Source organism: Sulfurihydrogenibium sp. YO3AOP1 (assembly GCF_000020325.1).
Lineage (GTDB): Bacteria > Aquificota > Aquificia > Aquificales > Hydrogenothermaceae > Sulfurihydrogenibium.
In genome coordinates this window covers 1438417-1453300 of sequence record NC_010730.1, presented here as the reverse complement: position 1 = coordinate 1453300, position 14884 = coordinate 1438417, and the positions used below count along the sequence as shown (strand labels likewise).

Below are 14884 nucleotides of genomic sequence, written 5' to 3'. Positions count from 1 at the left end.
AAATCATTGAATACTTTTATCCAGTCTGCTTTATTTTCACTACTGAAAAATGTACAGCGGGGAGTGAATTCTTAGGTGAGTTTAGCAAAGCAGCAGAGGAAAAAGAAATAAAACATTATTTTAACTATCCAAGATATTCAAAAGAACAGGCATATGTATAGAGAATGAATAGGATATTACAAGGAAAGTTCGTGATGAACTATAAGAATTACGAATTAGAAGATATTCATGAGTTTAACGAAAAGATGTTGCAATATATACTATGGTATAACATAGAAAGACCTTATCATAGTTTAAATAAAAAATCACATATACATTACTTTTGTGATATTATAAATTCGAATAAATCAGAATTTTCCCAAACTGGTATGACTTATACATGTTAGAATTTAAAATCGAGTTAATGCTTTGGCAAAAATTTATTCCAATATTAAAACATAGCTTAAATTATAATCCTTATTTAGATGGTTTGAGAGGAGTTGCTATACTCCTTGTGGTTTTATTTCATGTTTGGCCTGACTATTTTTCGTTTGGATACGTAGGGGTTGATATATTTTTTGTTATATCCGGATTTTTAATAACTCAAATCATTTTTACTAAATTAGAAAAAAATTCTTTTTCATTTAAGGAATTTTATCGCAATAGAATCAGAAGACTTTTTCCTGCTTTAATTATTCTGCTGATAACTGCTTTAATCTTGGGCTATTTATTTTTGTATCCAGAAGAGTATAAGCAACTTGCAAGGCATATTGAATTTTCAGCATTATATAGTGTAAATTTTAAATTAATAAAAGAAAAGTCTGATTATTGGGATACAGGAGCGATTTTTGAACCTCTTCTTCATTTATGGTCATTATCCATTGAAGAGCAATTTTATATCTTTTGGCCATTTCTTATTTATTTACTTTATAGATTTAAAAAGTTTATATCTATAAACTTCTTTATCATTTTCTCTATTCTACTTGGATTTTCTGTATTTTTAAATGTAGATAAGTTTTATCATACGTTATCGAGAGCTTGGGAACTTGCTTTTGGTGGTTTCATTTTCATTTTATCTTATCAATATAAAGAATTTGTGAATAAAATTTTAGATAAAAAATGGTTTACATTTGGAGTTATTATATTTTTTATCTTTTCTATAGCTTTATCATCAAATAATAACTCTTATAACATATTTAAAACTTTTCTTATTGTTCTATCCTCAGGATTACTGATCTTGGTTTTGACTTATTCTAAGGAAAAGTTTTTCTTAGGAAATACCTTTTTAGTATCCATAGGAATTATAAGTTATTCTTTATATTTGTGGCATTATATGATAATTAGTTTTGGAGCTATACTTGGATGTGATATAAGGTCTTTTTGGGCAGGACTAACCATTATAATAGCGTCAATAATCCTTGCTTTCTTAACATATAGATTTGTTGAGTTTTATACCCGTTCTATTGAAAGCTATAAATTTGCTATCGCCTTATTTTTCACTATGATTATAATAGCTTTAATAGGTCAGTATATTTATGTAAAGGATGGATTGCCTGACAGACCTCAATTTAAATCTTCAACTTATTCTTATTTTCAGAAACAGTTAACTGAAATAACGCAAGCGAATGAAAAAGAGCTGGTATCAATTTCTAAAGTATTAGGATATATACCTTTAATTGAAATAGTTAGATCAACCTCTAATGACATTTCAAAAAGATATGTTCTCATCATTGGAGATAGCCATGCACAAGTGGCATATCCTGGATTTGCTTATTATTTAAAAAAGTATGGTTATGAAACAATTTTATTTATGAATTCTGGATGTTGTCCACTTGTAAATAACCCAGTTGTAGCTGATGTTGGTGATACTAAAGAAAGATTAATGAAATGTAAAGAGACAATTAATGCTACAAGTAAACTTATAGAAAATAAAAACATTCATATATCGAAAGTTATATTCATAACACGAGGCCCGTATTATATGTACGGTAAAGGTTTTGGAGAGGCAGAGAAGACTGCAAAAACGGTTTTTGAAAGCTTTTATGAAAATCCGGCTAACTATGATCAAAAGAGAGAGTTTACTAAAGCTTTAAATTTTACATTTAAATACTTTGATGAAAGAAACATAAAACTTTATTATGTAATTGATAATCCCGAGTTAGGCTTTTTCCTAAAAGAAAAATGTATTCCACACCCTTTTAACATATGTCCACAAAACAATTATCCACAAAACAATTGTAGAATAACTTTAGAATCTTATTTAAAACGAGCTTCTGAATACAGAAATATAGTGTATAGCTTGGCAAAAAATTATAAAAATGTTGTTGTTATTGATCCTATTAATGTTTTTTGCGACGAAAAATACTGTTATGCTATAAGAAATGGTAAACTGCTTTATAGAGATGATGATCACCTTAGCCCAGACGGAAGTTTTGAGCTGGCAAAATTTCTTATAGATAAAATAGTTAGTGAACCTACATCTCGTTAATTTTTATGAAAACAATTTAAACCTTTTAATATAACATCCATTATCCAGAAAAAACCTGCCAAAGCAGTTTTTAAAAATTGCAGATGATCAATCACTTTTCCAAAAAACCATAGATAGAGCCTTAAAAATAGTGAAAAATCCAAAAGATATATTAATCATAACAAACAAAGAGTATTTTTTTCACTTAAAAAGCCAGCTAAGAGAAATAAATCATTCTGAAAAAGATTTTCACATTATCACTGAACCAGTAGGAAGAAATACAGCACCAGCCATAGCTTTAGCAGTTAAATATCTAACAGAAAAACAAGAATTATCATTTAATGAAACTATTTTTATATCACCATCAGACCATATTATACAGCCTGTCCAGGAGTTTGTAGAGTATGTTAAAAAAGCAGATGAGCTTGCAAAAGAAGGATATATTGTAACCTTTGGAGTAAAACCTACAAAGCCGGAAACTGGTTATGGTTATATAGAAGCTGGAGAAAAGATAAAAGATGGATATAAAGTCATAAAATTTCATGAAAAACCATCCATAGAAAAAGCTACAGAATATCTGATGAAAGGAAATTTTTATTGGAACAGCGGAATGTTTACATTCAGCATTCAAACAATCCTTTTGGTTAATAACCCTAATATTAGAGATAAAAATCATGCCAGGGACTAAAAAAATTAGAGGATATTATAAAAGAATTACTAGAAGATTTAAAAAAGAAGTTGAAGCAATTGGAACTAATAAAGCAAAAGTTTAATCTTGAATTTGATAAGATTATCAATATATAATAGCAGAAAAGTTTGATTTAATCACTGTAAGCTTTGATTCTTACTTTGATAAAATATGTCTCTGCAGAAAAACGCCAGATGATTTTATATTACAATTTTATGGAGGATATGTTTAGTATGAAAAAAATTGCTCTTATTACTGGTATAACTGGACAAGATGGGTCTTATTTGGCCGAATTTTTATTATCAAAAGATTATGAAATTCATGGTATCATTAGAAGAAGTTCAACCTTTAACACACAAAGAATAGACCATATCTATGTTGACCCTCACGACCCAAACGCAAGGTTATTTTTACATTATGGCGACCTTTCTGACCCTGGAGTCCTTACTGAAATAATTTGGAAAATAAAACCAGATGAAATTTACCATCTTGGAGCTCAATCTCACGTTAAAGTGTCATTTGATATGCCTGAATACACAGGAGATATCACAGGACTTGGAACAACAAGACTCCTTGAAGCCATTAGAAGAAGCGGAGTAAAGGCAAAATTTTATCAAGCTTCTTCCTCAGAGATGTTTGGAGCTGCCCCTTCTCCTCAGAACGAAAATACAATCTTTTATCCAAGAAGTCCTTATGCAGCTGCAAAAGTTTATGCTTACTGGATGACAGTGAATTATAGAGAAGCTTATAACCTTTTTGCTTGTAATGGTATTTTGTTTAACCATGAAAGCCCAAGAAGAGGAGAAACATTCGTTACCAGAAAGATAACAAGAGCTCTAGCTAACATTATAGCTGGTAAGCAAAAAATTCTATATCTTGGGAACCTTTATGCAAAAAGAGACTGGGGCTATGCTCCTGAATATGTAAAAATGATGTGGTTAATGCTTCAACAAGACGATCCAGATGATTATGTAGTTGGAACGGGGGAAAGCCATACGGTTAAAGAATTTGTAAATTTTGCATTTAGTTATGCAGGGATAGAGCTTGAATGGAGAGGCGAAGGTATAGAAGAAAAAGGTATTGTTAAATCTGTTGAATCAAATCTTACTAATCATGTTAAACCAGGGGATATTGTGATCGAAATAGACCCAAGGTATTTTAGACCAACAGAGGTTGAATTTTTACAAGCAGATATAGCAAAAGCTAAGCAAAAACTTGGCTGGGAGCCGGTAGTAAAATTTGAGCATTTAGTTAAAATTATGGTAGACTATGACCTTCTCCAAAATGGAATAAAGCCAAAAGGAGAAGGGATAAAAATTTCCAAAGAGCTTGGTTATGGTTGGACTAATCATGAATACTCTTTCTATGAAAAACTACGTGAAAGATAGTATTATTTTTAAAAATTGAGGATATTTTGTATGGAAAAAGAAGCAAAGATATTTGTAGCTGGACATAAGGGATTAGTTGGCTCTGCTATTGTTAGAAAATTAAAAGAAAAAGGCTATACAAATATAATAACTAAGGATAAATCAGAGGTTGATTTAAGAAGACAGGAAGAGGTTGAAAGATTTTTTGAAAAAGAAAAACCAGACTATGTATTTCTTGCTGCCGCAAAAGTTGGCGGAATATTAGCAAACAACACCTATCCAGCTGAATTTATTTATGATAATTTAGCAATAGCTCTAAATGTTATTCATTCAGCATATGAATACAGAGTAAAAAAGCTTTTAAATTTAGGCTCTTCGTGTATTTATCCAAAATATGCTCCACAGCCTATGAAAGAAGAGTATTTGCTAACAGGAAGTTTAGAACCAACCAACGAAGCTTATGCCATTGCCAAAATTTCTGCTATAAAGCTTGTTAGATATTACAATCAGCAGTATGGGACTAACTTTATTTCTGTTATGCCTACAAATTTATATGGTCCAAATGACAATTTTAACCTTGAAACATCTCATGTGCTACCAGCTTTAATAAGAAAATTTCATTTAGCTAAGTTATTAGAACAAGGAGATATTGAAGGAATAAAAAAAGATTTTAGAAAATATACAATAGGCTTTGGTTTAGACAAGGAGATTGATTTTAATGATAATGATAGTATTCTAAAAGTTTTATCCAAACTTGGTATAATATCTCTTGCCTCCAAGGTTTCGCTAACCATTTGGGGGTCTGGTGAAGTTTATCGTGAGTTTTTATATGTTGATGACCTTGCTGATGCTTGTGTGTACTTGATGGAAAATATAAATGCTCTAGATATGGCTAAGCTGTGTAATGACTACTTTGTAAACGTTGGAACTGGAAAGGATATTAAGATTAAAGACCTTGCTATCTTGATTAAGGATATTGTAGGATTTAAAGGTGAGATAATACATGACTTAACTAAGCCAGATGGAACTCCAAGAAAGCTTTTAGATGTTAGTAAAATAAATCAGCTTGGTTGGAAAGCAAAAACAAGCTTGGAAGAGGGAATTCTAAAGACTTATGAGGAATATATAAGAAAATTAGAAAATGAAAAGCAAGGAAGTGAGGAGTACAAAAGTGAAATGTGAGAAGTATATAAGATAAAATCCATGAATATAAAAGAATATAAAGAAAAGCTTTTTAAATCCGATACAAGAAAAAGATTGATTGAAAATTTTTTATCTTTATCAGTACTTCAGATTGCTAACTATATATTACCTTTAATTACTTTACCTTATCTTGTTAGAGTACTGGGACCTGAAAAATTTGGACTTATTGCTTTTTCGCAAGCTTTTATTGGGTATTTTATGATACTAACTGATTATGGCTTTAATCTTTCAGCTACAAGAGATATATCTATAAATAGAGAAAATAAAGAAAAGGTTTCTGAGATATTCAGCTCTGTTATGATAATTAAACTTGCTTTAATGATAATATCTTTAATTTTAATGTCTATTATAATATTTTATTTCGAAAAGTTTAGACAAAATTGGATAGTTTATTACTTAACGTTTGGAATGGTTGTGGGACAGGTTTTGTTTCCTACCTGGTTTTTTCAAGGTATGGAAAAAATGAAATATATAACATTTTTGAATATTCTTGCAAAAGTTATATTTACTGTTGCTATATTTGTGTTTGTTAAAGAAGCATCTGATTATTTGTATGTGCCATTATTAAATAGTTTGGGTTTTATAATTGCAGGCATACTGGGTTTATGGATTGTGTTTAGGAATTTTGAGGCTGGGTTTAAGTTTGTAAGTTTGAAAGAGTTAAAGAGGCAATTAAAAGAGGGATTGTATATATTTATATCCGAAATATCAGGCAATATATATGGTCGTGGAACAATTATAATAATTGGCTTGGTATCAAATAATACAATTGTAGGCTATTATTCTGTGGCTGAGAGAGTTATGAAAGCTGTTGCTGGTTTATCTCAACCTTTTGCTCAGGCTTTATATCCATATGTAATGAGAACAAAATTTAATTCGTTTAAGACAGTTTTTAAGTATTCTTTTATCGTGTCTCTTTTTATATCTATTTTTTTATACCTCTTTTCAGAAATAATAATAGAGTTTTTTAAAATCCATAATAAAGATGCTGTTTTAACATTAAAAATTCTTTCTATGACTCTATTTTTTACTTTTTTAAATGTAATTAAACAACCTTACATATATGCCTGCAAAATGGATAAATATAATCTGCAAATGTACGTTTTTACTGGTATTAGCTTTATGCCTATTTGTATATATCTATCGCTAAAGCTAAGCTTAATAGGCACTGCTTTATCTTTATTGTATGTTGAAATTATGATATTTATAATAGGATTAATTTTAATTTATATTTGTAAAAACGAGCTGAGGAGCTAAAACCAAATGGAGATTTCAGTTTTAATTAACACTTTTAACGAGGAAAAGAATATTCGTAATTGCTTAGAAACTGTAAAGTGGGCTGATGAAATTATTATTGTAGATATGTATAGCGATGATAAAACCGTAGAAATTGCAAAAGAGTATACAGATAAAATATATTTTTTTGAAAGAGTTGGGTATGTTGAACCTGCTAGACAGTTCGCTTTAGAAAAGGCTACACATGAATGGATACTCGTGGTAGATGCTGACGAGCTTGTACCATTAAAGCTAAAAAATAAATTAATTGAAATAATGGAAAAAAATTTAGCAGATGTTGTATTTATACCTCATAATAACTATTTTTTTGGTAGACTAATGCAAGGAACTGGTTGGGGGGCTTTACAGAATTATCATCCGAGGTTTTTTAAGAAAAATTTCGTTTCCTTTTCAGAAAGAATACATGATATTTTCAGAATAAATAAAGATGCAAGAATATATTATATTGATGATCCGGAAGCAGGTTTTATTCATTTTAATTACATTGATGTAGAACATTTTTTAGATAAACTTAATAGGTATACAACAATAGAAGCAAAAAATATGTTTAATGGTATAAAGCCAGCACCAAGCCTGAGAAAATTTTTATTAAAATTATTAATAGAAATACTTAATAGATTTATAAGAAGAAAAGGATATAAAGATGGTCTTTATGGATTTTCATTAATAATTCTAATGGTAGCTTATCATACAAGCTCTTATTTAAAATACAAAATAATGAAAAAATTTAATTCAGAAAATCCACGAGAAAAAATTTTAATAGAATATAATAAAATTGCTCAAAAATTTATAGAGGAATATAAAAAATGACCTATCCAAAAGTATATATAATCTTACATAACTACAACGACTGGCCGATACTATTGAATGTTTAGAAAGAGTTTTAAGGAATGATTATCTAAATTATCAAGTTATTGTTATTGATAATAGATTAGATCCAGAAAGTAAAGAAAAGTTAAAAGAATATGAGAAATAACGTGGCAGTTAAGAGATAAAAGGTTTATATCTTAATGATGATATGGATTTGCAGGTGGATTCAAAATAGGTTTAGAAGAAGGATATAACGATCAAGATTGCGATTTTAAATGATGACAATAAACTTGCAGAAGATTCGTTAAAAGTATTGTTATATTTTTTAGAATTCATTACATAAAAAAACAAGGAACAAAAAATTGTATTATTATCAGAAGTCTGATAAAAAATAGTTTATTAAAATTTTGGAGGAAACATGATTAATCAACAAAAATTCGAACCATTGATTTCAATAATTACCTTAACCTACAATCACGAAAACTATATAGCAGAGTGTATTGAATCTGTACTTTGTCAAACTTACCAAAATTGGGAGATGATAATAGTTGATGATGCTTCTACAGATAAGACTCCCTATATAGTCGAGCAGTATGCTAAAAAGGACAGCAGAATTAAGTTTATTAGAAATGAAAAGAATAATGGTCCATTATTCTTGGATGTAAATTACAATTTAGCTCTTAAGGAGGCTAAAGGTGATTGGATAGGGTACTTAGAGGGTGATGACGTATTTACTCCAAAGTCACTTAAAATAAGAGTAAATGCTTTAAATAAACTACCTGAAGAAAAGAGAAATAATATTTCGTTAATTCATGGTCGTTATGGAAGAATATGGATGAATAGTAAAACAGTAGAACTGCCTATACCATACTACGAAGACTTCAAATATTCAAACATTGTCAACAATACTCCATCAGGTATGGCTTTGATTTGGCTACTTTCTGGGTTTAACTTTATCTTTCCAGGCACGGTTTTAGTGAGCAAAGAAAAGCTACTTAAAATTGGAGGTTTTAAACAGATACCAAGAGAAATAAGAAGTGTAGATTATTGCACATGGACTTTTTTAGCTTTAGAAGGAGAATGGTTATATATTCCTAAATTTCTTCACTTTTGGAGAAGACATTCAAATTCTATAACTATGCAGTATAGCGAAGAAATAGTTCAATACAGTATCCAAATTTCTGAGTATTTTTGGAAGAATTTCCATGAAAAAATTTTAGATAAATTGAATGGTAAGTTTACAGAATTCGAAAGATGTCTTGGTGTTTTAGTTAAGATAGAATTAGCAAGATTTGCAATTTTAAATAGAGATTTTAAAACTTCTGGGCAACTGCTAAAAGAGATAGCAAACTGTCCCTATATTGAAGATATATTCCCGGATATATTTAAGAAAAAATTAAAAGTTGTAAAGCTTGCGTATTCATTAAGAATGCCTATAGTTCTCAAAATGGCTATATTATTTAAACGGACAATAATGAATAAAAAGTATTCAGAATATAAACCTTTCTTTTTTAAAGATTTAAAAGATATTGATTAGTTATTTGGTGAATCATGTCAAATATATCAATAGACTATGTATAATGAAGAAAAATAAACAAAGCCGCAGTAATTTCAATGAATATTATGTGGTCAGATGTAGGTTTATGGGATAGTATATATGAAATACTTTCGAAAGATGAAAGTCGAAACATAAAAGTATGCAAGGTTGTAGACATATTGTAGATTTGCATACCACAAGTTTACAGACCATGGGAGGAAGCTATACGGGCTTAAAAAAGGAGAAAGAACAAAATAAAAAGAACAACTGTAGCATACCCGGGATAGTCTTTAAGTCTTCGATACATTATCACAGGAGTGAACATTGGATAGTGGTAAAAGGCACTACAAAGTGGTTATGGAAAACAATGGAGAGATAAAAGAATACTTTGTTCGTAAAAATAAAAGTATATACATTCAAAAAACAACTAAACTTAGATTAGTTAATACCCGAAAAATTCCATTAGAGCTAATAAAAGTTCAAGTTGGTGAGTATGTGGAAGAAGATGATATTATAAGATATAATGATATGCATGGAAAGTATAAGGAAAGTGAGAGGTAAAAGTTGAGAGGGAGAGACAAGATCTGAGATGTTTATAAAATTAGAGGTAATTAATTATGCAAGAATCTAAAAGATCAGAGGATATTAAAAAGCCATTGCCAAATTTTAAATTAGCCGAGGATTACTAAATTTTGCTGAGAGCTTACAGAAATTTAAAAATAAAATATGTAAATTATCCAGTATCATTTATACATATGAATGGAATTGCTGCAAAGTTTATTGAACAGACTATAAATGAATTTACAAAATCAAAATTAAAAAATAAAGAGCAGATGAACTTGTCATTTTGGCATATTAAAATATATTACCCATATATGATAATTAAAAATAAGATAAAGAAATTAATCAAATTTATAAATAGTTTATTTTAATAATGAAAATCCTAATTAATATGATAAGTCTTTTTCAAGGTGGACCAAAGACAGTAGCCTTAGGCTATTTAGAAGGAATTAGTGAATTTATCAAAGAAAATAAAGAAGCTGAATTTATCATCATCATGCCAAAAGTTGATGAAATCATAAATAAAGCTAAAAAATTAGACTTATATAATAAATGCAATATAATAACAGTTGAGTATCCAAATGTAGAGCCAAGATTTATTTACAAATTATTTTATGATCATATATACACTCCATGGATTTCACACAAATATAAAATAGACTACATATTCATGACTGCCAACTTTGCATCTTTATTTACAAGAAAAAAGCAAATAGTACTTTTCCATAATCCTCATTATGTTGAAAACATTAATCCATTTAAATCATTAAAACAAAAATTAAAACTTATTTTGGAAAAAAAATTATTTTTTTTAACATTAAAAAGTAAAGATCCAATCTATTTAGTGCAGACTAAATTTATAAAAGACAAACTATCAAAACACACTAAAAAAATATTCCTACACAAAATGATTCCTCCAGAAAATGAGTTTAGATGTGATGAGAAAAATTATAAAAAAATTAGTGAAAAATTTTTAAAATATGCCGGCTATATAAAGATGTTTCTTCCTGCAAAGTTCCATCCAAATAAGAATTTTTGGATTATTTCAGAGTTGGCTAAGTACATTAACGAGAACAATCTACCAATAAAAATATTTTTAACTTTAAAAGAAAATGAATATAAACATTTACTAAATGACAATTCAGAAAGCCTTAAAGATATAGTAGTTAACTTAGGTGAAATTAGCTATTATGAAATTAGATGCTATTATGAAAACATAGATATTGTTATTTTCCCATCAAGCAGTGAAAGCTATGGTTTTCCAATAATTGAATCTATTTTAACCGGTAAAAAAATTATCGTTCCAGATATGCCAATTTATAAAGAACTATTAAAAGATAAAGGATATTACTTTAATTTAAGAAATATTACAAGTTTATTTGAGACAATTCAAAAAATCATTCTTGAGAGAGATAATAAAATCAATTATAACTTAGACTATGAAAATTGTAAATGGAAAAATAAAATTTATGAAATTGTTAATTTATTTAAGAGTGGGGAAAAATAAGATGAATCAATTTGGAAAACCTATATTATTTGTAGTTTTTAATAGATTAGATACTACTAAAAAAGTTTTTGAGCAAATAAAAAAGGTAAAACCGATAAAATTATATGTTGCTTCTGATGGTCCAAGAAATGAAGCTGAGAAAGAAAAGGTTATGCAAGTTAGGAATTTTATTATAAATAATGTGGATTGGAGATGTGATATAAAGACAAGATTTAGAGATAAAAACTTGGGAGTTGGTTTTGGTCCAAATGACGCTATTGATTGGTTTTTTTCGCATGAAGAAGAAGGAATAATACTTGAACATGATTGTTTGCCATCGATTAGTTTTTTCCACTTTTGTAGTGAACTATTAGATAAATATAGAAATAACAAAAAAATTGCTGTTATTCAAGGCTTTAATCCATTTCCCAAAAAAGATTATCCTTATAGTTATTTTTTCTCTAAATATGATTTAAAATGGGGATGGGCTACATGGAGAGATAGGTGGCAGTATCAAGATATGTATACAAAGGATTGGCCACATATTAAGAAAACTGATTTTTTAGATATGATAACAAAAGATAATGTAGTAAAATTATTTTGGATTACTATTTTTGATCAAATTCATAGAAATCCCAACCTTACTTGGGATACCCAATTTACTTATCAACTTTTCAAAAAAAATCTGTTAACGATAACCCCTAAACAAAATCTTATTCTAAATATTGGCTATGGTAAAGACGCGATATATACAACATGGGTTCCAGCACATTTAAAGGGACTTAAATTGGAAGAATTAGATTTTCCGTTAGTCCATCCTGAGGATATTAAAATAAATGAAGAATATGATAGATTAATTGAAAAAGTACAATTTAATATAAATCATTTATCAGTTTTAAGACGTAAGTTCAGGAATTTTCTTGAGTCAAATAAATTTTTGAGAGATAATTTTCTTCCTTTGTTTTTATTTTTATATAGATCTTATAAAAAGTTTAAAGGTTAGGTTGTCAAGAATGAGAGTATTAAATTGGGAAACTTCAGATGTGATGTATTACAATATATCTTATGTAACGCTTTGTTTTAAAATTAAGATATTAATTTCTGAAATATTTAATTTGTTTAAGAGTGTAGAATGAGGATTCTATTGAACTCGCTTATACTTACAGAAAAGCATACAGGTTATTCCACAGTTATATCAAATTATGTTTATGAATTATCTAAATATCTTTCTGATAATGATATAAATTTAGAGATTTTTATACTTATTCAAAAAAGGGCATATTTAGAATTTTTTTCTAACGTTAAACTTCATGACAAAATAAAATTCATTATAGTTAAAAATTTAAATCTCCCAACCAGATTAGTATATGACCAGATGATCATAAATTACTACTTAAAAAAATATAATTGTGATATTTTACATTCACCAGCTACCTTAGGGACTGTATTTAGCATTAAACCACAAATACTTTTTTTTCATGCTTCTACCACTTTTATGCTTCCAAGGAGTATGCATGGTAGAAGTTTCTTGGCTACTTGGCTTTCAAATTTGATTATAAAATACTCAGCGTTAAATTCTAAAAAAATTTTAACAACAACCATAGTTACAGGTAGAGAGTTAGAAAGATTCTTAAAAAGAAAAATTAATTTTATCCCAATATATAACGGTCTACCATACGTAAAGAAAGATTTTAAATTAGAAAATATAAAAGATATTATAAAAAATTTAAAAAATAAAAAATTTGTGTTTTATCTTTCAAGCTTCTATAAACTAAAAAACCATGAAGTTATGATTAAGGCTGCAAAAGAAAACAAGGATATTATCTTTGTCTTAGCAGGATCCTCAATCCAAGAAGATTATTTTAAATACTGTGTAGACCTATCAAAAAATTTAGACAATGTGATAATTTTAGAATCTATTAACGAAGATGAAAAAGCTTTTCTTTATAAAAATTGTTATGCGTATGTTTGCCCTTCACTCTTTGAAGGTTTTGCTCTAACTCCCTTAGAAGCTCTTAGTTTTAACAAACCAATTATTTTGTCAGATATTGAAGTTTTACACGAAGTCTATGGAGAAAAGTTTATTTATTTTAACCCTTATGATTATAAATCCTTAAATACTGCGATAAAAAAGATTGATGATGAATATAAAAATTATTGTACAGATAATGAACTCTTAAATAAATATAGTTGGAAAAATTTTTTGCTAAGAAATTTAAAAGTATATGAAGAGATTGAAAAAGGAATTTAAGGTAATTTTATGAAAACTATAACGATAATAGGAATCAATTTTTATCCAGAAGATAGCTCTACCGGTCTTTATACAACACAAATGGCTGAATATTTATCTAAATTTTATAACGTAAATGTTATTACAGGATTTCCATACTATCCACAATGGGAGATAAAACAAGAATATAAAGATTTACCAAAATACTATTTTGAAGAAATTAAAGGTATTAAAATTTATAGGTATAAACAATATGTTCCTAAAGATCCTTCTTTCAAAAAGAGAATATTACATATGATAGATTTTACCATTGGTAGTATCAAAAATTCTTTTAAAGTTCAAAAAAGTGATTTAACTATATGCATAGTACCGTTTACATCATCTATAATCCTTGGTCTTTTGGTTAAAAAATTTAAAGGAGGAAAACTGTGGGTTCATATACAAGACTTCGAGTTTGACGCAGCTATAGAATCTGGATTATTGAGTAAAAATAGTAAATTCAAAAAAGTTTTTGCTAATTTTCTATTTTATATAGAAACTAAGCTGTTTAATAAAGCAGATATTGTAAGCACTATAAGTTATAAAATGATTGAAAAGCTCAAAAAGAAAACTTCATCGGAAACATTTCTATTACCTAATTGGGTCGATGGAAATTTTATAAATCCCGAAACTTCTAGTAAACATAGATACTTAAATTCAAGTAAGTTTAAAATTTTATACAGCGGTAATATTGGTGCAAAACAAGACTGGGAATTTTTTAAAAAATTTGCAGGCTTTTTAGAAAAAGATGATTCAATAGAAATTATTGTAGTTGGGGATGGTGCTTTTAAAGAAAGATTAATAAAAGAAACTACAAATCTAAAAAACCTTAAGATATACGATCCAGTTCCACTGCAAGAGCTTTCAGACCTACTATGTAGTGCTGATTTACATATTCTTTTTCAAAAAAGTAACGTAATAGATTCTGTAATGCCTTCAAAAATTTTAGGTATGATGGCAAGTGGAAAGCCTTCGCTCGTAACTGGAAATATTAATTCAGAATTAAACGAAATCTTTAAAAAATCTCAAGGAGAAGGATATTTTGAACCATCACAACTTCAAGAGTGTGTAAACTTTGTTTATAAGTTAAAAGAAAATCCATCCTATGCTAAGGAAACAGGATTTAAAGCGAGAGAGTTTATATTAGAGAATTATTCATATGAGAAAGTGCTTGAAAGATTTAGGTCAAAAATAGAAGAATTATTGAAATAAAATAAAATT

Annotated in this window: 12 protein-coding genes and 1 pseudogene; all 13 read left to right on the top strand. The window is 28.2% G+C overall.

Annotation, left to right across the window (positions count from 1 at the left end; translation table 11 throughout):
- The first annotated feature begins 164 nt into the window (after window positions 1-164).
- The 13 genes and pseudogenes from SYO3AOP1_RS09290 (at window position 165) to SYO3AOP1_RS07180 (ending at window position 14875) form a co-directional block, all read left to right on the top strand.
- Window positions 165-386: a hypothetical protein gene (locus SYO3AOP1_RS09290; RefSeq protein WP_281340646.1), complete on the top strand. Its 222-nt coding sequence runs from the start codon at window positions 165-167 to the stop codon at window positions 384-386.
- Window positions 380-2467, top strand: coding sequence for an acyltransferase family protein (locus SYO3AOP1_RS07240; RefSeq protein WP_012460071.1), 2088 nt, complete (start codon window positions 380-382; stop codon window positions 2465-2467). Before SYO3AOP1_RS09290 ends, SYO3AOP1_RS07240 begins: the two co-directional genes overlap by 7 nt.
- A gap of 49 nt (window positions 2468-2516) precedes the next feature.
- Window positions 2517-3134: pseudogene (locus SYO3AOP1_RS07235) on the top strand (sugar phosphate nucleotidyltransferase); the annotation flags it as partial.
- A 233-nt stretch (window positions 3135-3367) separates the two neighbouring features.
- Complete coding sequence (gmd, locus tag SYO3AOP1_RS07230; RefSeq protein WP_012460070.1) at window positions 3368-4522, top strand: GDP-mannose 4,6-dehydratase; 1155 nt, start codon at window positions 3368-3370, stop codon at window positions 4520-4522.
- A gap of 30 nt (window positions 4523-4552) precedes the next feature.
- Window positions 4553-5683, top strand: a complete 1131-nt coding sequence (locus tag SYO3AOP1_RS07225; RefSeq protein ID WP_012460069.1) for a GDP-L-fucose synthase — start codon at window positions 4553-4555, stop codon at window positions 5681-5683.
- 21 nt (window positions 5684-5704) lie between these two features.
- Entirely contained in the window at window positions 5705-6961 is a 1257-nt protein-coding gene (locus SYO3AOP1_RS07220) for a flippase (protein ID WP_012460068.1), read from the top strand.
- Window positions 6962-6967: 6 nt separating this feature from the next.
- The gene (locus SYO3AOP1_RS07215; RefSeq protein WP_012460067.1) at window positions 6968-7810 is read left to right on the top strand and encodes a glycosyltransferase family 2 protein; all 843 of its coding nucleotides are present in this window, start codon (window positions 6968-6970) and stop codon (window positions 7808-7810) included.
- A 418-nt stretch (window positions 7811-8228) separates the two neighbouring features.
- A complete protein-coding gene (locus SYO3AOP1_RS09165) occupies window positions 8229-9347 on the top strand; it encodes a glycosyltransferase family 2 protein (protein WP_012460066.1) in 1119 nt (372 codons plus the stop codon).
- A gap of 324 nt (window positions 9348-9671) precedes the next feature.
- Window positions 9672-9908, top strand: a complete 237-nt coding sequence (locus tag SYO3AOP1_RS07205) for a hypothetical protein (protein WP_041674591.1) — start codon at window positions 9672-9674, stop codon at window positions 9906-9908.
- Between the two features lie 373 nt (window positions 9909-10281).
- Window positions 10282-11415, top strand: a complete 1134-nt coding sequence (locus SYO3AOP1_RS07195; RefSeq protein WP_012460064.1) for a glycosyltransferase — start codon at window positions 10282-10284, stop codon at window positions 11413-11415.
- A complete protein-coding gene (locus tag SYO3AOP1_RS07190; RefSeq protein WP_281340641.1) occupies window positions 11348-12397 on the top strand; it encodes a nucleotide-diphospho-sugar transferase in 1050 nt (349 codons plus the stop codon). Before SYO3AOP1_RS07195 ends, SYO3AOP1_RS07190 begins: the two co-directional genes overlap by 68 nt.
- Window positions 12398-12538: 141 nt before the next feature.
- A complete protein-coding gene (locus tag SYO3AOP1_RS07185) occupies window positions 12539-13645 on the top strand; it encodes a glycosyltransferase family 1 protein (RefSeq protein WP_012460062.1) in 1107 nt (368 codons plus the stop codon).
- Window positions 13646-13654: 9 nt separating this feature from the next.
- Window positions 13655-14875, top strand: a complete 1221-nt coding sequence (locus SYO3AOP1_RS07180) for a WcaI family glycosyltransferase (RefSeq protein ID WP_012460061.1) — start codon at window positions 13655-13657, stop codon at window positions 14873-14875.
- Window positions 14876-14884 lie beyond the last annotated feature (9 nt).

Excerpts from the sequence above, each read along its gene's own strand:
- SYO3AOP1_RS09290 (WP_281340646.1), top strand. The coding sequence starts at position 165 with ATGAATAGGATATTACAAGGAAAGTTCGTGATGAACTATAAGAATTAC.
- SYO3AOP1_RS07240 (WP_012460071.1), top strand. The coding sequence starts at position 380 with ATGTTAGAATTTAAAATCGAGTTAATGCTTTGGCAAAAATTTATTCCA.
- gmd (WP_012460070.1), top strand. The coding sequence starts at position 3,368 with ATGAAAAAAATTGCTCTTATTACTGGTATAACTGGACAAGATGGGTCT.
- SYO3AOP1_RS07225 (WP_012460069.1), top strand. The coding sequence starts at position 4,553 with ATGGAAAAAGAAGCAAAGATATTTGTAGCTGGACATAAGGGATTAGTT.
- SYO3AOP1_RS07220 (WP_012460068.1), top strand. The coding sequence starts at position 5,705 with ATGAATATAAAAGAATATAAAGAAAAGCTTTTTAAATCCGATACAAGA.
- SYO3AOP1_RS07215 (WP_012460067.1), top strand. The coding sequence starts at position 6,968 with ATGGAGATTTCAGTTTTAATTAACACTTTTAACGAGGAAAAGAATATT.
- SYO3AOP1_RS09165 (WP_012460066.1), top strand. The coding sequence starts at position 8,229 with ATGATTAATCAACAAAAATTCGAACCATTGATTTCAATAATTACCTTA.
- SYO3AOP1_RS07195 (WP_012460064.1), top strand. The coding sequence starts at position 10,282 with ATGAAAATCCTAATTAATATGATAAGTCTTTTTCAAGGTGGACCAAAG.
- SYO3AOP1_RS07190 (WP_281340641.1), top strand. The coding sequence starts at position 11,348 with ATGAAAATTGTAAATGGAAAAATAAAATTTATGAAATTGTTAATTTAT.
- SYO3AOP1_RS07180 (WP_012460061.1), top strand. The coding sequence starts at position 13,655 with ATGAAAACTATAACGATAATAGGAATCAATTTTTATCCAGAAGATAGC.